Annotated in this window: 13 protein-coding genes; 3 read left to right on the top strand and 10 right to left on the bottom strand. The window is 68.2% G+C overall.

The annotated features are described in order from the left end of the window. Nucleotides 1-235: 235 nt before the first annotated feature. The gene (locus NYP07_RS22160) at nt 236-1,567 is read left to right on the top strand and encodes an MFS transporter (protein WP_268154063.1); all 1,332 of its coding nucleotides are present in this window, start codon (nt 236-238) and stop codon (nt 1,565-1,567) included. Nucleotides 1,568-1,631: 64 nt separating this feature from the next. Here NYP07_RS22160 and purL read toward each other — a convergent pair whose 3' ends face one another. Next, on the bottom strand, nt 1,632-5,600 hold the full coding sequence (gene purL / locus NYP07_RS22155; protein ID WP_268154061.1) for a phosphoribosylformylglycinamidine synthase: 3,969 nt from the start codon (nt 5,598-5,600) through the stop codon (nt 1,632-1,634). 373 nt (nt 5,601-5,973) lie between these two features. On the opposite strand from purL, the gene NYP07_RS22150 reads away from it, so the two are divergent. Continuing rightward, nucleotides 5,974-7,908 carry a DUF5666 domain-containing protein gene (locus tag NYP07_RS22150; protein WP_268154059.1) on the top strand — a complete coding sequence of 645 codons (1,935 nt, stop codon included), beginning with the start codon at nt 5,974-5,976 and terminating at the stop codon, nt 7,906-7,908. A gap of 116 nt (nt 7,909-8,024) precedes the next feature. Here NYP07_RS22150 and NYP07_RS22145 read toward each other — a convergent pair whose 3' ends face one another. From NYP07_RS22145 to NYP07_RS22105, 9 genes are all read right to left on the bottom strand, one after another. Then, nucleotides 8,025-9,335, bottom strand: a complete 1,311-nt coding sequence (locus NYP07_RS22145) for a TRZ/ATZ family hydrolase (protein WP_268154057.1) — start codon at nt 9,333-9,335, stop codon at nt 8,025-8,027. Nucleotides 9,336-9,356: 21 nt separating this feature from the next. Further along, complete coding sequence (locus tag NYP07_RS22140; RefSeq protein WP_268154055.1) at nt 9,357-10,274, bottom strand: ribokinase; 918 nt, start codon at nt 10,272-10,274, stop codon at nt 9,357-9,359. Nucleotides 10,275-10,349: 75 nt separating this feature from the next. Then, nucleotides 10,350-11,660 carry a citrate synthase gene (gene gltA / locus NYP07_RS22135; protein WP_268154053.1) on the bottom strand — a complete coding sequence of 437 codons (1,311 nt, stop codon included), beginning with the start codon at nt 11,658-11,660 and terminating at the stop codon, nt 10,350-10,352. Nucleotides 11,661-11,694: 34 nt separating this feature from the next. Beyond that, nucleotides 11,695-11,946, bottom strand: a complete 252-nt coding sequence (locus NYP07_RS22130; protein ID WP_378989635.1) for an FAD assembly factor SdhE — start codon at nt 11,944-11,946, stop codon at nt 11,695-11,697. Nucleotides 11,947-11,971: 25 nt separating this feature from the next. After that, nucleotides 11,972-12,673 (bottom strand): succinate dehydrogenase iron-sulfur subunit, encoded by a 702-nt coding sequence (locus NYP07_RS22125; RefSeq protein ID WP_268154049.1) that lies wholly within the window; start codon nt 12,671-12,673, stop codon nt 11,972-11,974. A gap of 68 nt (nt 12,674-12,741) precedes the next feature. Next, nucleotides 12,742-14,511, bottom strand: a complete 1,770-nt coding sequence (gene sdhA, locus NYP07_RS22120) for a succinate dehydrogenase flavoprotein subunit (RefSeq protein WP_268154047.1) — start codon at nt 14,509-14,511, stop codon at nt 12,742-12,744. Continuing rightward, nucleotides 14,511-14,870, bottom strand: a complete 360-nt coding sequence (gene sdhD, locus NYP07_RS22115; protein ID WP_268154045.1) for a succinate dehydrogenase, hydrophobic membrane anchor protein — start codon at nt 14,868-14,870, stop codon at nt 14,511-14,513. The genes sdhA and sdhD overlap by 1 nt, the downstream gene beginning before the upstream one ends. 23 nt (nt 14,871-14,893) lie before the next feature. Continuing rightward, a complete protein-coding gene (sdhC, locus tag NYP07_RS22110) occupies nt 14,894-15,322 on the bottom strand; it encodes a succinate dehydrogenase, cytochrome b556 subunit (protein WP_268154043.1) in 429 nt (142 codons plus the stop codon). 93 nt (nt 15,323-15,415) lie between these two features. Then, the gene (locus tag NYP07_RS22105) at nt 15,416-16,144 is read right to left on the bottom strand and encodes a GntR family transcriptional regulator (protein WP_268154041.1); all 729 of its coding nucleotides are present in this window, start codon (nt 16,142-16,144) and stop codon (nt 15,416-15,418) included. 78 nt (nt 16,145-16,222) lie between these two features. Here NYP07_RS22105 and NYP07_RS22100 point away from each other — a divergent pair, with 78 nt between their 5' ends. After that, entirely contained in the window at nt 16,223-17,209 is a 987-nt protein-coding gene (locus NYP07_RS22100; RefSeq protein WP_268154039.1) for a malate dehydrogenase, read from the top strand. Nucleotides 17,210-17,223 lie beyond the last annotated feature (14 nt).

Genomic DNA, 17,223 nt, shown 5'->3' with positions numbered 1-17,223 from the left:
GCCATGCTGGAACTGGATGAAGTTGAACGCCATGGTCTGCACTCCGGGGTGATTCGGAGGTCAGATTACGGGTCGGGTAGCTCATGGCGTGAGCCTGCTGAGGCAGCTTACCAATCAGGTCCGGACAAACGCGCGCGAGGGTTAACGATCTTGCACGGCTCTCGGAAATGTAAGTTGATTGACCCAAATCAACGATTGGACATTTTGTCCTACATGCAGACGGAGGCAAGCCACCATGGCACTCGCTAGCAGTACCCTTTCCGCCCCCCAGTCCGGCCCCGGCGCCGCCCGCTCCGACGAAGACCTGGCCCCCGGCGACATCGCCGTCGGCGTGGTCATCGGCCGGGCGTCGGAATACTTCGACTTCTTCGTCTTCGGCATCGCCTCGGTGCTGGTCTTCCCGCAGGTCTTCTTCCCCTTCGTCGACCGCCTGAGCGGCACGCTCTACGCCTTCCTGATCTTTGCGCTGGCCTTCGTCGTGCGCCCCGTCGGCACCTTGATCGGCATGTCCATCCAGCGCCACTTCGGCCGCTCGACCAAGCTGACCGCCGCCCTCTTCCTGCTCGGCTGCTCCACGGTCGGCATGGGCCTGCTGCCCGGCCATGCCGAGGCCGGCAGCACGGCCATCGTGCTGCTGGCGCTGTGCCGCGTCGGCCAGGGCCTGGCGCTGGGCGGCTCCTGGGACGGCCTGCCCTCGCTGCTGGCCCTGAACGCGCCGCCGCACCGCCGCGGCTGGTACGCGATGCTGGGCCAGCTCGGCGCGCCGCTGGGCTTCAGCGTCGCGTCGGGCGTGTTCCTCTACGTGTTCAGCAGCCTCGAAGCCAAGGACTTCCTGTCCTGGGGCTGGCGCTTCCCGTTCTACACGGCCTTCGCGATCAACGTCGTCGCGCTGTTCGCGCGGCTGCGCCTGGTCGTCACGCACGAGTACGAGAAGCGCATGGAGGAGCATGAGCTTGACCCGGCCTATCTGCGCGAGCTGCTGCCGGCCCAGGGCCAGCACATCGTCATCGGTGCCTTCGCGGCGCTGGCCAGCTACGCCCTCTTCCACCTCGTGACGGTGTTCCCGCTGTCGTGGATCGCACTCTACGGCGACCAGGGCATCGAGGACTTCATGAAGATGGAGCTGCTGGGCGCCTTCTTCGGCGCGGCCGCCATGCCCATGTCGGGCCTGATCGCCGACCAGATCGGCCGGCGCAGCTACCTCGGTGCGCTGGCCGTGGCCATCGGCGTGTTCGCGCTGTTCGCGCCGCTGATGCTGGGCGGCGGCAAGCCCGGCCAGGCGGCCTTCATCCTGGTCGGCTTCGTGCTGCTGGGCCTGTCCTATGGCCAGGCGGCGGGCTCGGTGACGTCCAACTTCCTGCCGCACTTCCGCTACACGGGCGCGGCGCTGACGGCCGACATGGCCTGGCTGCTGGGCGCGGCCTTCGCCCCCGTCGTCGCCCTCTTCCTGTCCTCGCGCTTCGGCCTCGTGTCGCTCAGCCTCTACCTGCTGTCCGGCGTGGTCGGCACGCTGGTGGCGCTGCGGGTCAACAAGAAGCTGCAGGCGGCAGCGGTCGTGCAAGACTGAGCTGACGCCCGCAAACAACAAGGCGGGCCGATGGCCCGTCTTTTCCATGGGCTGAACGACCTCCTCAGCCCAGCGCCTTGCGCGCGTTCTGGAACATCCGCAGCCAGGGGCTGTGCGCGCTCCTGTCGCCCGAGGTCCAGCTCATCAGCACGTTGCGGAACACGCGCTCCGGATGCGGCATCAGCGCGGTGAAGCGGCCGTCGGCCGTTGTCACCGAGGTCAGGCCGCCCGGGCTGCCGTTCGGGTTGAAGGGGTAGGCCTCGGTCGCCTGGCCGTGGTTGTCGACGTAGCGCATGGCCCGGATGACTTGGGCCGCATCGCCCTGGTGTGCGAAGTTCGCAAAACCCTCGCCGTGAGCGACAGCGATGGGCAGGCGGCTGCCGGCCATGCCCTGGAAGAACACGCTGGGCGAATCCAGCACCTCGACCAGCGCGAGGCGGGCCTCGTACTGCTCGCTCTGGTTGCGCGTGAAGCGCGGCCAGGCGTCGGCGCCGGGGATGATCGGCGCCAGCGCGGCCAGCATCTGGCAGCCGTTGCAGACGCCCAGGGCCAGCGTGTCGGGGCGCGAGAAGAAGGCGCGGAACTGTTCGGTCAGCACCGGGTTGAACATGATGCTGCGCGCCCAGCCCTCGCCGGCGCCCAGCGTGTCGCCATAGCTGAAGCCGCCGCAGGCGACGAAGGCCGCGAAGCCGTCCAGCTTGACCGCGCCGGACTGCAGGTCGCTCATGTGAACGTCGAAGCTGTCGAAGCCGCCCAGCGACATCGCATAGGCCATCTCGACATGCGAGTTGACGCCCTGCTCGCGCAGGATGGCGACCTTGGGCCGGGCGCCCGTCACGATCATCGGCGCCTGGGCGGGGTCGAACGTCAGGTGCACATGCAGGCCCGGGTCGTCGGCCTGGCCGGCGGCGGCATGCTCGGCATCGGCACCGGCCGGGTTGTCGCGCAGCCGGGCGATGCGCCAGCTGACCTCGTCCCAGGTCTGCTGCAGCGCCGTCAGGTCGGCGGCTAAGACCTTCTTCGCATCGCGCCAGACCTCCATCTGCCGCGCCGCGTTCGGCTTGCCGACGACATGCGAATGCCGGGACAGGCCGTGTGCGCGCAGCACCTGCATCACCGCATCCCGGTCGGCCGCGCGCACCTGGATCAGCGCGCCCAGCTCTTCGGCGAACAGCGCGCGCAGCGTCAACTCCTCGCGGCGGGCGCCGACCTGGGCGGCCCAGTTCTTGGAGTCGCCCATCTCGGCGCGGCTGTCGCTGATGCCGTCGCCTTCGGTGACCAGCATGTCCACGTTCAGGCTCAGGCCGGTCTGGCCGGCAAAGGCCATCTCGCAGGCCGCCGCCCACAGGCCGCCGTCGGACCGGTCGTGGTAGGCCAGCAGCTTGCCGGTGGTGCGCAGCTCGTTGATGGCATTGACCAGCGAGACCAGCAGTTGCGGGTCGTCCAGGTCCGGCACGTCGGCGCCGAACTGGTTCAGCGTCTGCGCCAGGATGGAGCCGCCCATGCGGTGCCGGCCCTGACCCAGGTCGACGAGGATGGCGCAGGAATCCTCGCGCTGCCATTCCGGCGTCAGCGTGCCGCGCACATCGGCGATGCTGGCGAAGGCGCTGACGATCAGCGACACCGGCGCGGTGACCTGCTTGTCATCCCACTTCGTGCGCATCGACAGGGAGTCCTTGCCCACCGGAATGGAGATGCCCAACGCCGGGCACAGCTCCATGCCGACGGCCTTGACGGTGTCGAACAGGGCTGCGTCCTCACCGGCCTCGCCGCAAGCCGCCATCCAGTTGGCGCTGAGCTTCACGCGCGGCAGCTCGATGGGCGCGGCGAGCAGGTTGGTGATGGCCTCGGCCACGGCCATGCGGCCCGAGGCCGGCGCGTTGACCGATGCCAGCGGCGTGCGCTCGCCCATGCTCATGGCCTCGCCGGCAAAGCCCTTGAAGTCGGCCAGCGTGACGGCACAGTCCGCCACCGGCACCTGCCAGGGGCCGACCATCTGGTCGCGATGGTTGAGGCCGCCCACGGTGCGGTCGCCGATGGTGACGAGGAAGCGCTTGCTGGCCACGGTCGGGTGGCGCAGCACGTCGAAGGCGGCCTGCTCCAGGCGCGCGCCGGTCAGCTCCAGCGTGCCGCCACTGCGGGCCACGCGCTTCACGTCGCGCGTCATCTTGGGCGGCTTGCCCAGCAGCACGTCCATCGGCATGTCGATGGGGTGGCCGGTCACTTCCGCGTCGCCGTCGACGAGCTTCAGCTCGCGCTCCGCGGTCGTCACGCCGACGACGGCGAAGGGGCAGCGCTCGCGCTCGCAGAAGGACTTGAAAAGCTCCAGGCTCTCGGGCGCGATGGCCAGCACATAGCGCTCCTGGCTCTCGTTGCACCAGATTTCCTTGGGCGCCAGGCCGGACTCCTCCAGCGGCACCTTGCGCAGGTCGAAGCGCGCGCCGCGGCCGGCGTCGTTGACCAGTTCGGGGAAGGCATTCGAGATGCCGCCGGCGCCGACGTCATGGATGGCCAGCACCGGGTTCTCGGTGCCGAGGCCCCAGCAGTGGTTGATGACCTCCTGCGCGCGGCGCTCGATCTCGGGGTTGCCGCGCTGCACCGAGTCGAAGTCCAGGTCGGCCGTGTTGGTGCCCGCCGCCATCGACGAGGCCGCGCCGCCGCCCATGCCGATGCGCATGCCGGGGCCGCCGAGCTGGATCAGCAGCGTGCCGGCCGGGAAGGCTATCTTCTCCGTCAGGTCCGAGCGGATGGTGCCCAGGCCGCCGGCGATCATGATGGGCTTGTGATAGCCGCGGCGCACGCCGTCCACGGTCTGCTCGAAGACGCGGAAATAGCCCGCCAGGTTGGGCCGGCCGAACTCGTTGTTGAAGGCCGCGCCGCCGAGCGGCCCGTCGATCATGATCTGCAGCGCACTGGCGATGTGGGCCGGCTTGCCGACCGGGTTGCGCTCCCAGGGCTCGGCGAGGCCCGGCAGATGCAGGTTGGACACCGAGAAGCCCGTCAGGCCCGCCTTGGGCTTGGAGCCGCGGCCGGTCGCGCCTTCGTCGCGGATCTCGCCGCCCGCGCCCGTGGAGGCGCCGGGATGCGGCGAGATGGCCGTCGGGTGGTTGTGGGTCTCCACCTTCATCAGCACCTGGGCCTGCTCGGCGCGCGCCGCATAGGCCGCGCCGGGCTGAGGTGCCGGCATCCAGCGCTCGATGGCATGGCCGTCCATCACGGCGGCGTTGTCCGAGTAGGCGATGACCGTGTGCTGCGGGTGCAGCTTCTCGGTGTTGCGGATCATGCCGAACAGCGAGAGCGGCTGGGCCTCGCCGTCGACGACGAAGCTCGCGTTGAAGATCTTGTGCCGGCAGTGCTCGCTGTTGGCCTGGGCGAACATCATCAGCTCGACGTCGCTGGGGTTGCGGCCGAGCTTCCTGAAATTGGTCTCGAGGTAGTCGATCTCGTCGGCCGACAGGGCCAGGCCGAACTCGACATTGGCCTTTTCCAGCGCGGCGCGGCCAGAGCCCAGCACGTCCACATGGGCCAGCGGCTCGGCCGTGCGCTCGTCGAAGAGATGGGCCGTGTCCTCGCGCCTGAAGCAGACCGACTCGGTCATGCGGTCGTGCAGCAGCACGGCGCAGGCGTTCAACTCGTCGGCGCTCAGCGGCTTGGCGCCGCCGAGCAGGCCGCTCCTGGTCGCGACGCGGTACTCGACGACGCGCTCGACGCGCTTCAGCACCAGGCCGCAGTTGCGCGCGATGTCGGTCGCCTTGGAGGCCCAGGGGCTGACCGTACCGAAGCGTGGCGTCACGATGACGAGGTCGCCCTCGGCGCCGGCGGCGGCCGGCTCGCCATAGGTCAGCAGCGCAGCGAAGCGCCCGCGTGCCTCGGCATCCAGTTCGCCTTCCGTCCACACCCAGTGCACCGCGCGGGCGCTGACGCCGGCGATACGGGCACTGACCTCTTGCAGCCTGGCCAGCAAGGCCTGGGCGCGGAAATCGGAAAGGGCGTTGCCGCCCTCGAAATGGGTCAGATGCGGGGTCGGGGCCATGGAATCCGAAAGAGGGCTGGGCGCGGCGCGAGGCACGCGGATCGCGAAGAAGAACCGCCCCGGCTGACGGGGCGGCGCGGACCGGCGGGATTCTACTGAGGCCCTCGCCGACGGGCCGTCCAGCACGGTCCGCGGGACGAATCCCCGGGTCGCAAAGCACGCGCCGTTCAAGACGGCAGTCCGGCCGCTTATCGGCCGGCTGGCGATGTCCGTGACTTTGCTCACGGCCCGAAGGGGGGTATTGATACAACTCGAAACGGCTCTTCATACGGCCGACCGAGTGGCTCGGCACACTGATTGCGCGACCCTTCCAGGGCCTGCGCAGTCGCCAGCCACGTGCCCCTTGGGCCACCAACATCAAAGGCAGTTCCGGATGAAACAACTCAAGCAACATTTGCAGTCGGGGCTGAGCGCCCTCGCCTGCGTGCTCAGCGCCGCCGTGCTCGTCGCCTGCGGTGGCGGCGGGAGCGGAGGGAACAATGCGTCCGCCACGCCGGCCACGCCGCCCGCGTCGGCGCCCGACGCCAGCATCGCCGCCGTCGTGGACGGCACCATCACCGGCTTCGGCAGCGTCGTCATCGACGGCCAGCGCTTCGACGACAGCGTCGCCAAGGTCGCGTTCGCGCACCACCCCGACGTGCAGACGCCGGGCACGCTCGGCGACCTGCACACCGGCATGCACGTGCAGGCCGAAGTCAAGAACGGCGTGCTGCAAAACGTCGTCGTGCACTTCGCGCTGGTCGGCAGCGTCGGCGCGGTGGACGCGACGGCCGGCACGCTGACCGTGTTCGGCCAGACCATCAAGACCAGCACGACGGCCCAGGTGCCGACCGTGTTCGAGGGCTTCACCAGCCTGTCGCAACTGGTCGCGGGCGACCTCGTCAGGGTCAGCGGCACGGTGGCCAGCGACGGCAGCATCACGGCCACGCGCATCGAGCGCAAGGCCGTGGACGGCACCGAGGTGTTCCGCCTCAGCGGCGCGGTGCAGAGCGTGGACGCGACGGCCAAGACCTTCACGCTGGCCGGCAACACGGCGGTCACCGTCGACTACGGCCAGGCCAAGCTGCTGCCGACCGGCGCGGTCATCGAGAAGGACAAGCTCGTCAGCATCGTCGCGACCAAGGCGCCGACCGCGAGCGGCGGCAAGACGGTGATGAACGCCAGCGTCGTCGAGGTCAAGGCGCGCAAGCTGCCGGACACGGTCAACGTCACGGTCGGCGGCCCGATCAGCCAGTTCAAGAGCCTGGCCTCGCTGCGCGTCGGCGACCTGCAGGTGGACGCGAGCGGCGCCACGCTGAAGGACGGCACGACGGTGGCCGACGTCGTCAACGGCGCCCATGCGCTGGTCCAGGGCAGCCTGAGCAACGGCGTGCTGAAGGCCGCCTCGCTGAAGGTCTTCAAGAACGACACCGCCGTCAAGGCGCTGCTGGTCGGCCAGATCACCGACTACGTGTCGCTCGCCAACTTCACGCTGCGGGGCACCATCGTCGACGGCAGCCAGGCCAAGTTCACGAAGGGCAGCGCGGCCGACCTCGCGACCGGCGCCTGGGTGCAGGTCACGGGCCAGCTGACGCCGACCGGCGTGCGCGCCGCCGAGATCGCCGTGCAGCCGCCGCCGGCCGACAAGCCGCAGCGCCTGGCCGGCGAGATCAGCGCCGTGGACGCCGCCGCCAAGACCTTCACGCTGCTCGGCACCAAGGTGCAGTGGAGCGCGACGACCAAGGTCAGCCCGGACGGCAAGTCGCTGGCCAGCCTGACGGCCGGCACCGCGGTCAGCGTCGAGGGCAGCTTCTCGACGGCGACCGGCGTCTTCACCGCCACGAAGGTGATGCTGAACTCCACCACGCCGGGTGCGACCAAGGTCATCGGCTTCTCCGGCATCGTGCATGACGTGACGACGCAGAGCCTGAAGATCGGCAGCTACGTCGTCCAGATCGGCCCCAACACGCAACTGCTGCCGGCCGGCACGAAGCTGACCGACGTGACGAACGGCTCGCGCGTGAGCATCAAGGCCTATGTGATGACGAACAGCGGCAGCACGACGCTGACCGCGGTCGCGATCGAGCTGCAGAGGCCTGAGAAGGATCCCAGCGGTGCCAACTACGTCTACCTGAGCGGCCTGATCGGCGACTTCGTCAGCAGCGCGGACTTCAAGGTCGGCAGCCAGAAGATCGACGCCTCCGGCACCGACGTGAAGTTCATCGACGGCGATGCGAGCAAGCTCGCCAGCGGCGCCAAGGTCGAGATCAAGGGCATCGTGAAGGACGGCGTGCTGATCGCCAAGGTCATCCACTTCATGCCCGGTTGACGGACATGCGGGACCGGCGTCGCCGGCCCGGGCGCTCCCGGCTGGCCGGCAAGGCCGGACCGGCGGGAGTCGCCGGACGACAGGCCCGCCTCTGCTTGCAGAGGCGGGCCTTTTTCCTAGGCGGACTGCATGCGGCCGACGACGTCGCGCACTTCCGCCAGCAGGGCCGGCACGTCGAGGGTCGTCGGCTGGCGCTCGCGCAGCACCTGGCGGCCGCCGATCCAGACGTTGCTGACATGCTCGCGGCCCGCCACGTAGACGAGCTGGGCGGCGGCGTTGTAGACCGGCTGGCATTCGAGGCTGTCCAGCGACACGGCCACGCAGTCGGCCAGCTTGCCAACCTCCAGCGAGCCGAGGTCATCGGCGCGGCCCATGGCCTTGGCGGCGCGGAGTGTGGCCATCTCCAGCGCGGTGCGCGCCGAGGCCACCGTCGGGTCGCCGCTGATGCCCTTGGCCAGCAGCGCGGCCGAGCGGATCTCGCCGAACATGTCCAGGCGGTTGTTGGACGCAGCGCCGTCCGTGCCGAGGAGGGTGTTGACGCCCGCGGCCGCCAGCGCCTTCAACGGCATCACGCCCGAGGCCAGCTTGAGGTTGGAGTTGGGGTTGTGCACCAGGTGCACGCCCTTGCTGGCCATCAGCTCGATCTCGGCCTCGTTCAGGTGGACCATGTGCACGGCGATCATGCGTTCGTTGAACAGGCCCAGCCGGTCCAGGCGCTCGATGGGGCGCACGCCATGGGCCTTGAGGCCGTCGCTGACCTCGCCCGCCGTCTCGTGGATGTGGCAGTGCATCTGGATGTCCAGCTTCTCGGCCAGATCGCGCAGCTTGACGAAGGTCTCGTCCGACACCGTGTAGGGCGCGTGCGGCGCGCTGGTCCAGTCCAGCAGCTTCTCGCCCTTGTACTGCTCGTATGCGGCCACGCCCTTGGCGATGTAGTCGTCCGGGCCCGAGGCATAGCCGGTGGGGAAGTCGATGACGTTCATCGACACGGCGGCACGCACGCCCGAGTCCACGGCGGCGCGGGCCATCGCGGTCGGGAAGAAGTACATGTCGTTGATATAGGTCGTGCCGCTGCGCAGGCCTTCGGCCGCCGCGAGCCTGGAGCCGAGATAGGTCCAGTCCTCGCTGACCCAGCGCTTCTCCAGCGGCCAGATGTGGTTCTGCAGCCAGTCCATCAGCGGCACGTCGTCGGCGACGCCGCGCAGCAGGGTCATGGCCGAGTGGGCATGGCCGTTGATGAGGCCGGGGATGAGGATCTGCTCGGGCAGCTCGACGCGCGCGGCTTGCGGGTGCTGAGCGATCAGCTCGTCGCGCGGGCCGATGGCGGCGATGCGCTCGCCGTCGATCAGCAGGGCGTGGTGCTCCAGCGTGTCTTCGCCGGGCTTCATCGTCAGCAGCCAGCGGGGCAGCAGCAGGGTCTGGGACATCTTGTCTTCTCCTTGTGGGATTCAGTTCTTGAGCAGTGACTCGACTTCTTCGCGGCGCGGCATCGCGTCCTGCACGCCGGGGCGCGACACCGCGAGGCTCGCGGCCGCCTGGGCAAAGGCGAGCGCGCCGGCGATGGGCCGGCCTTCCGCCAACGCCGTGACGAGGGCGCCGACCAGGGTGTCGCCGGCACCGACGGTGTCGACGGCCTTGACCATGCGGGCGGGCACGCGGCGGCTGCCCTCGGCGTCGACCCAGCACAGGCCCTCAGAACCCAGGGACACGAGGACGGCCGCCGGGCCTTGGGCGCGCAGCGCCCGGGCCAGGGATTCGGCATCGGCCGCGCCGCCGCCCAAGGTCGTCACCAGGGCCTGGGCCTCCAGCGCGTTGACGACGAGCAGGTCGACGTGGGGCAGCAGGGCCTCGCAGCCGGGCCGGAAGGGGGCGGCGTTCAGCAGCGTCTTCACGCCGGCCGCGTGGGCGCGCTCGAAGGCACGGGCGACGCTTTGCAGCGGCAGCTCCTGCTGGGCCACCAGCCAGCGCAGGCCGTCGAGTTGCAAGGCCTCGACCTGCTCCAGCGGCAGCGTGCCATTGGAGCCGGCCACGGTGACGATCTGGTTCTCGGCGTCCTCGGCGCCGACGACGATCAGCGCGACGCCCGGCACCTCGTCGGCCGGCTGGGCGATGGCGCGGGTGTCGACGCCCTCGCCTTTCAGCTGTTCCACCATCGTCGCGCCGTTCTCCAGCAGGCCCACGCGAGCCGCGAGCGCTACGCGCGCGCCGAGGCGCGCCGCCGCCACCGCCTGGTTGGCGCCCTTGCCGCCCAGGCAGGAGCCGAAGCGCTGGCCGCGCAGCGTCTCGCCCGGCAGGGGCAGGCGCGGCGCATGCACGATGAGGTCGCGGTTGACGCTGCCGAGGACGAGGATCTCTGGTGCAGGCATCGGGTCTCCAAATAAAAAACCCCTCGGCGTCGACCGAGGGGTTCGCGGTAAGGCGGTGAGCCGATCAGCCGTGCGTCAACGCTGGGCGATGGGCTTGACGTCGCGCGCGGTGGCGCCGACGAAGAGCTGGCGCGGGCGGCCGATCTTGTACTCGGGGTCGCCGATCATCTCATTGAGCTGGGCGATCCAGCCGACCGTGCGGGCCAGCGCGAAGATGGCGGTGAACAGCGGCACCGGGATGCCGATGGCGCGCTGCACGATGCCCGAGTAGAAGTCGACGTTCGGGTAGAGCTTGCGGGCGACGAAGTATTCGTCTTCCAGCGCGATCTTCTCGAGCTCCATGGCCAGCTTGAACAGCGGGTCGTCGTGCAGGCCGAGCTCGTTGAGCACCTCGTGGCAGGTCTCGCGCATCAGCTTGGCGCGCGGGTCGTAGTTCTTGTAGACGCGGTGGCCGAAGCCCATCAGCTTGACGCCGGAGTTCTTGTCCTTGACCTTGCCGATGAAGTCGCCGATGCGCGCCACGCCACCCTGCTTCTGGATGTCGTAGAGCATGTTCAGGCAGGCCTCGTTGGCGCCGCCGTGGGCGGGGCCCCACAGGCAGGCCACGCCGGCCGCGATGGCCGCGAACGGGTTGGTGCCCGACGAACCGCACAGGCGCACGGTCGAGGTCGACGCGTTCTGCTCGTGGTCGGCGTGCAGCGTGAAGATGCGGTCCATCGCGCGCACCAGCACGTCGTTGGGCTTGTAGTCCTCGCAGGGCGTGGCAAACATCATGCGCATGAAGTTGCCGGCGTAGCTGAGGTCGTTCTTCGGGTAGATGTAGGGCTGGCCGATCGTGTACTTGTAGGCCATGGCCACCAGCGTGGGCATCTTGGCGATCAGGCGGATCGCCGCGATCTCGCGGTGCTCGGGGTTATTGATGTCCGTGCTGTCGTGATAGAAGGCCGACATCGCACCCACCAGGCCCGTCATGACGGCCATCGGGTGGGCGTCGCGGCGGAAGCCGCGCAGGAAGAACTGCATCTGCTCGTTGACCATGGTGTGGTGCATCACACGGTCTTCGAAGCTGGCCTTCTGGGCCTCGTTGGGCAGCTCTCCGTACAGCAGCAGATAGCAGGTCTCGAGGTAGTCGCAGTTCACCGCGAGCTGCTCGATGGGGTAGCCGCGGTACAGCAGCTCGCCCTTGTCGCCATCGATGTAGGTGATGGTCGAGTTGCACGACGCCGTGCTCAGGAAGCCGGGGTCGTACGTGAACTTGCCGGTCTGGCCGTAGAGCTTGCGGATGTCGATGACATCGGGACCGATCGTGCCCTTGTACAGGGGCAGGTCCATCGAGGGGCTGCCGTCGGAGAACGACAGGGTGGCTTTCACGTCGGACGGGGTCATGGTGCGGTCCTTTGGGTTTTGAAAAGCTTTTCGGTCAGGTGCGCAGCTCGGCAAGAACCTCGCGCACCGCAGCGGTGTCGATTTCACCACTGGGCTCCTTGCGGCGCAGCAGGAGCTCGAGAAGGTCGTTGTCGGCCAGGTCCATCAGCGCGGTCAGGCCCTCGGCCTGCGTCACGCTGACATGCTCGCCCTTGCGATTGAAGTAGCGCTCGATGAACAGGTCGTTCTCGAGCAGGCCCCGACGGCAGCGCCAGCGCAGCTTGGACAGCGCGCGTTCGTCGATCATCGGGGCTGCCACTTCCGTCATCGCATCAGACCGCGCGGCGGACCATCAGTTCCTTGATCTTGCCGATCGCTTTGGTCGGATTGAGCCCCTTCGGGCAGACATCGACGCAGTTCATGATGGTGTGGCAGCGGAACAGGCGGTACGGGTCTTCGAGGTTGTCCAGGCGTTCGGCTGTCGCTTCGTCGCGGCTGTCGGCGATGAATCGATAAGCCTGCAGCAGGCCGGCCGGGCCGACGAACTTGTCGGGGTTCCACCAGAAGCTCGGGCAGCTCGTCGAGCAGCTCGCGCAGAGGATGCACTCGTACAGACCGTCCAGCTCCTCGCGCTCGACGGGCGACTGCAGGCGCTCCTTCTCGGGCGGCGGGTTGTCGTTGACGAGATAGGGCTTGATCGAGTGGTACTGCTTGAAGAACTGCGTCATGTCGACGATGAGGTCGCGCACGACGGGCAGGCCCGGCAGCGGCTTGAGCACGATGGTGCCCGGCAGGGTCCGCATGTTGGTCAGGCAGGCCAGGCCGTTCTTGCCGTTGATGTTCATCGCATCCGAGCCGCAGACGCCCTCGCGGCAGGAGCGGCGGAAGGACAGCGTCGGGTCGACCGCCTTCAGCTTGACCAGGGCGTCGAGCAGCATGCGCTCATGGCCGTCCAGCTCGACCTCGAGGGTCTGCATGTAGGGCTTGGCGTCCTTGTCGGGGTCGTAGCGGTAGATCTGGAAGGTGCGCTTCATGAATCAGTTCCTAGTCAGTTGGGGACAGAGCTACTCGCTTCGCTCGGGCGGTCTGTCCCGCAAATTCATCAGAATGTCCGGACCTTCGGCGGAACAGACTCAACCGTCAGCGGCTGGAGATTCACGGGCTTGTAGTCCAGGCGGTTGCCTTCGGAGTACCACAGCGTGTGCTTCATCCAGTTCGCGTCGTCGCGGTTGGGGTAGTCGTTGTGCGCATGGGCACCACGGCTCTCGGGGCGGGCGGCGGCCGAGATCATCGTGGCCTTGGCGGCCTCGATGAGGTTCTCGACTTCCAGCGCTTCGACACGCTCGGTGTTGAAGACCTTGGACTTGTCCTTCAGGCCGATGCCACCGACGCGTGCGGCGACTTCCTTGATCTTGGCAACGCCTTCGTCCAGCGACGCCTGCGTGCGGAACACGCCGGCATGCTTCTGCATCGTCGAGCGGATGTCGTTGGCGACGTTCTGCGCGTATTCGCCGTTGGTGGCCGACTCCAGGCGCGCGAGGCGGGCCAGGGTCTTGTCGGCGGCGTCCTTGGGTAGGTCCTTGTGGGACTTGTTCTTCAGGTTGAAGTCGACGATGTGGTTGCCCGCGGCGCGGCCGAAGACGACCAGGTCGAGCAGCGAGTTGGTGCCCAGGCGGTTGGCGCCGTGCACCGACACGCAGGAGCACTCGCCGACGGCGTAGAGGCCGTTGATGATGTCGTTGGGCTTGCCGTTCTTCGGCACGACCACCTGGCCGTGGACGTTCGTCGGGATGCCACCCATCTGGTAGTGGATGGTCGGCACAACGGGGATGGGTTCCTTCGTGATGTCGACGTTGGCAAAGTTGTGGCCGATCTCCAGCACCGACGGCAGGCGCTTGGCAATCGTCTCGGCGCCCAGGTGGGTCATGTCGAGCAGCACATAGTCCTTGTTGGGACCGCAGCCGCGACCTTCCTTGATCTCCTGGTCCATCGAGCGCGAGACGAAGTCGCGCGGCGCCAGGTCCTTCAGCGTCGGCGCATAGCGCTCCATGAAGCGCTCGCCGTTGCTGTTGCGCAGGATGGCGCCTTCGCCGCGGCAGCCTTCGGTCAGCAGCACGCCCGCGCCGGCCACGCCGGTGGGGTGGAACTGCCAGAACTCCATGTCTTCCAGCGGGATGCCGGCGCGCGCCGCCATGCCCAGGCCGTCGCCGGTGTTGATGAAGGCATTGGTGCTGGCCGCGAAGATGCGGCCGGCGCCGCCGGTGGCCAGCAGCACGGTCTTGGCGTGCAGGATGTGGACCTCGCCGGTCTCCATCTCCAGCGCGGTCACGCCGACGGCATCGCCCTCGGCGTCGCGGATGATGTCCAGCGCCATCCACTCGACGAAGAAGTTCGTGCGCGCCTTGACGTTCTGCTGGTAGAGCGTGTGCAGCAGTGCGTGGCCGGTGCGGTCGGCCGCGGCGCAGGCGCGCTGCACGGGCTTCTCGCCGTAGTTGGCCGTGTGGCCGCCGAAGGGGCGCTGGTAGATGGTGCCGTCGGCATTGCGGTCGAAGGGCATGCCGAAATGCTCAAGCTCGTAGACGACCTTGGGCGCCTCGCGGCACATGAACTCGATGGCATCCTGGTCGCCCAGCCAGTCCGAGCCCTTGACGGTGTCGAAGAAGTGGTAGTGCCAGTTGTCCTCGCTCATATTGCCGAGCGAGGCGCCGATGCCGCCCTGGGCGGCCACGGTGTGCGAGCGGGTCGGGAAGACCTTGGACAGCACGGCCACGTTCAGGCCGGCCAGGGCCAGCTGCAGCGAGGCGCGCATGCCGGAGCCGCCGGCCCCGACGATGACCACGTCGAACTTGCGGGTCGAAATCTTTGCCGTCATCACAGTCTCCACAGCACCTGGATTGCCCAGCCGGCACAGCCAAGCAGCCACACGATCGAAAACACTTGCAGGGCCAGCCGCAGGCCGACGGGCTTGACGTAGTCCATCCAGATGTCGCGCACGCCGACCCAGGCGTGGTAGGCCAGCGACAGGATGGCCACGAAGGTCAGGAGCTTCATCCACTGCGGCGCGAACACGCCGGCCCAGTGGTCGTAGCCCAGCTCGCCGGGCATCAGGAAGCGGGCCAGCACGGCGATGGTGAACAGGGCCATCAGCACGGCGGTGACGCGCTGGGCGAGCCAGTCACGCAGGCCATAGTGCGCGCCGACGACGAGGCGCTTGGAGCCGAATGTGCTCATTGTTGTTGTCCTTGCAGGTTTGCTCAGTACAGGCCGAACAGCTTGGCGCCCAGCACCACGGTCAGAGCAAGGCTCAGGCCCAGCGTCAGCAGCGCCGAGCTGTGGCCCTGGGCCTTGCTGACGCTGTGCGTCGCGTCCATCCACAGATGGCGCAGGCCGGCGATGAAGTGGTGCAGATAGGCCCACAGCAGGCCCAGCACGACGAGCTTCACAAGCCAGGCCGGCAGCCCGGCCACGCCGGCCACGAAGACATTGGTGAAGCCGTCGTAGGAGATCTCGGAGCTGAGGCCGGCATCCAGCATCCAGACCACGAAGGGCAGCAGCACGAACATCAGCAGGCCGCTGATGCGATGCAGGATGGAGACGATGCCGGCGGGGGGCAGACGGTAGCTGACGATCTGCGTGACGTGAATATTTCGGTATACGGGTCTTGTCTTGGCGCTGTCCGTCATGGTCGAGCCTGCGTAATCGGGGTGAAACCAAACGATTCTAGGGCCAAGTGTTAACCCCATCGGTCACCATGCTGCACTGCGCCATCGTCAGCTTCAGTTCAACTCGTTGCGGTAGTGATCGGCGCTGGTGTGGTAGAGGCCCCGCCGCAGCTCGACCGGGCGGTCGCCATAGGTGTAGGCCAGGCGCTCCACGCTGAGCAGCGGCTCGCCCTCGGGCACCTGCAGCAGCCGCGCGGCCTCCGGCGCGGCCGCCAGGGCACGCAGTTTTTCCTCCGCCCTGACCATGTGCACGCCGAAGCGCGCCTCGAAGAGCGCATAGAGCGCGCCGGGGTGGTTGCGGATCACGTCCGCCGTCAGGCCTTCGAAATGCCGTTCGGGAAGCCAGAGTTCATCAAGCACGACGGGTCGGTCCCGCCGATGCAACAACCGGCGCACCTCGATGACAGGCTCGGCCGTGCGCAGGCCCAGCGCCCTCGCGACCTCGGCCGTGGCGCGCATGCGCCGGCAGCCCAGCAGTTCGCGCGTGAAGCTGCCGGCCGCGTCGTCCGCCACGAGGCGCAGGAAGCGGAACTGCTGGCGCGGCGCGGCATGCGTGGACACGAAGGTGCCGCTGCCCTGGCGGCGCTCGACGAGATGCTCGGCGGTCAGCTCGTCCAGCGCCCGGCGCACCGTGCCGGGGCTGGCGCCAAAGCGCTCGGCCAGGGCCGCTTCGCTGGGCAGCGCATCGCCGGGACGCCACTCGCCGGCCGCCAGTGCGGCGACGATGAGCTGGCGGATCTGCTCGTAGAGCGGTGCGAGAGGCCTGGGCTTGGTTGAAGGCATGGGCGCATTGCAGCACAGGGTATGCCCGTACACTCGACGGGATACGCCCGACTTTTTAACTGCCCCTCGGAGACTTCCATGAGCAAGAAACCCGTTCGCGTCGCCGTCACCGGCGCAGCCGGCCAGATCGGCTACGCCCTGCTGTTCCGCATTGCCTCCGGCGAGATGCTGGGCAAGGACCAGCCCGTCATCCTGCAGCTGCTGGAGATCCCCGACGAGAAGGCCCAGAACGCGCTGAAGGGCGTGATCATGGAACTGGAAGACTGCGCCTTCCCGCTGCTGGCCGGCGTCGAAGCCCACAGCGACCCGATGACCGCCTTCAAGGACACCGACTACGCACTGCTGGTCGGCTCGCGTCCGCGCGGCCCCGGCATGGAGCGGGCCGAACTGCTGGCCGTCAACGGCGCCATCTTCACGACGCAAGGCAAGGCGCTCAACGCCGTCGCCTCGCGCAACGTCAAGGTGCTGGTGGTCGGCAACCCGGCCAACACCAATGCCTACATCGCGATGAAATCGGCCCCGGACCTGCCGGCCAAGAACTTCACCGCCATGCTGCGCCTGGACCACAACCGCGCCGCCAGCCAACTGGCCGCCAAGACCGGCAAGGCCGTCGCCTCCATCGAGAAGCTGGCCGTGTGGGGCAACCACTCGCCGACCATGTACGCCGACTACCGCAACGCCACCATCGACGGCCAGTCGGTCAAGGGCATGATCAACGATGAGCAGTGGAACCGCGAGGTCTTCCTGCCCACCGTCGGCAAGCGCGGCGCGGCCATCATCGCGGCCCGCGGCCTGTCGTCGGCCGCCTCGGCCGCCAACGCCGCCATCGACCACATGCGCGACTGGGCCCTGGGCACCCATGGCAAGTGGGTCACGATGGGCATCCCGTCCAACGGCGAATACGGCATCCCCAAGGAAGTCATGTTCGGCTACCCGGTCACCTGCGAAGGCGGCGAGTACAAGATCGTGCAAGGCATCGAGATCGACGCCTTCTCGCAGGAGTGCATCAACAAGACGCTGAAGGAACTGACGGACGAGCAGGAGGGCGTCAAGCACCTGCTGTAAATACCGCCTCGGCG

The sequence above is a fragment of the Pelomonas aquatica genome, assembly GCF_026712205.1.
Taxonomy (GTDB): Bacteria; Pseudomonadota; Gammaproteobacteria; order Burkholderiales; family Burkholderiaceae_C; genus Pelomonas; species Pelomonas aquatica.
The sequence above is the reverse complement of the archived record's forward strand: the minus strand, read 5'-3'. Positions and strand labels throughout refer to the sequence as shown.

Coding starts and splice junctions, on each gene's coding strand:
- NYP07_RS22150 (WP_268154059.1), top strand. CDS start 5,974: ATGAAACAACTCAAGCAACATTTGCAGTCGGGGCTGAGCGCCCTCGCC.
- sdhC (WP_268154043.1), bottom strand. CDS start 15,322: ATGACGGACAGCGCCAAGACAAGACCCGTATACCGAAATATTCACGTC.
- NYP07_RS22105 (WP_268154041.1), bottom strand. CDS start 16,144: ATGCCTTCAACCAAGCCCAGGCCTCTCGCACCGCTCTACGAGCAGATC.
- NYP07_RS22125 (WP_268154049.1), bottom strand. CDS start 12,673: ATGAAGCGCACCTTCCAGATCTACCGCTACGACCCCGACAAGGACGCC.
- gltA (WP_268154053.1), bottom strand. CDS start 11,660: ATGACCCCGTCCGACGTGAAAGCCACCCTGTCGTTCTCCGACGGCAGC.
- NYP07_RS22100 (WP_268154039.1), top strand. CDS start 16,223: ATGAGCAAGAAACCCGTTCGCGTCGCCGTCACCGGCGCAGCCGGCCAG.
- purL (WP_268154061.1), bottom strand. CDS start 5,600: ATGGCCCCGACCCCGCATCTGACCCATTTCGAGGGCGGCAACGCCCTT.
- NYP07_RS22145 (WP_268154057.1), bottom strand. CDS start 9,335: ATGTCCCAGACCCTGCTGCTGCCCCGCTGGCTGCTGACGATGAAGCCC.
- NYP07_RS22160 (WP_268154063.1), top strand. CDS start 236: ATGGCACTCGCTAGCAGTACCCTTTCCGCCCCCCAGTCCGGCCCCGGC.
- sdhD (WP_268154045.1), bottom strand. CDS start 14,870: ATGAGCACATTCGGCTCCAAGCGCCTCGTCGTCGGCGCGCACTATGGC.
- NYP07_RS22140 (WP_268154055.1), bottom strand. CDS start 10,274: ATGCCTGCACCAGAGATCCTCGTCCTCGGCAGCGTCAACCGCGACCTC.
- NYP07_RS22130 (WP_378989635.1), bottom strand. CDS start 11,946: ATGATCGACGAACGCGCGCTGTCCAAGCTGCGCTGGCGCTGCCGTCGG.
- sdhA (WP_268154047.1), bottom strand. CDS start 14,511: ATGACGGCAAAGATTTCGACCCGCAAGTTCGACGTGGTCATCGTCGGG.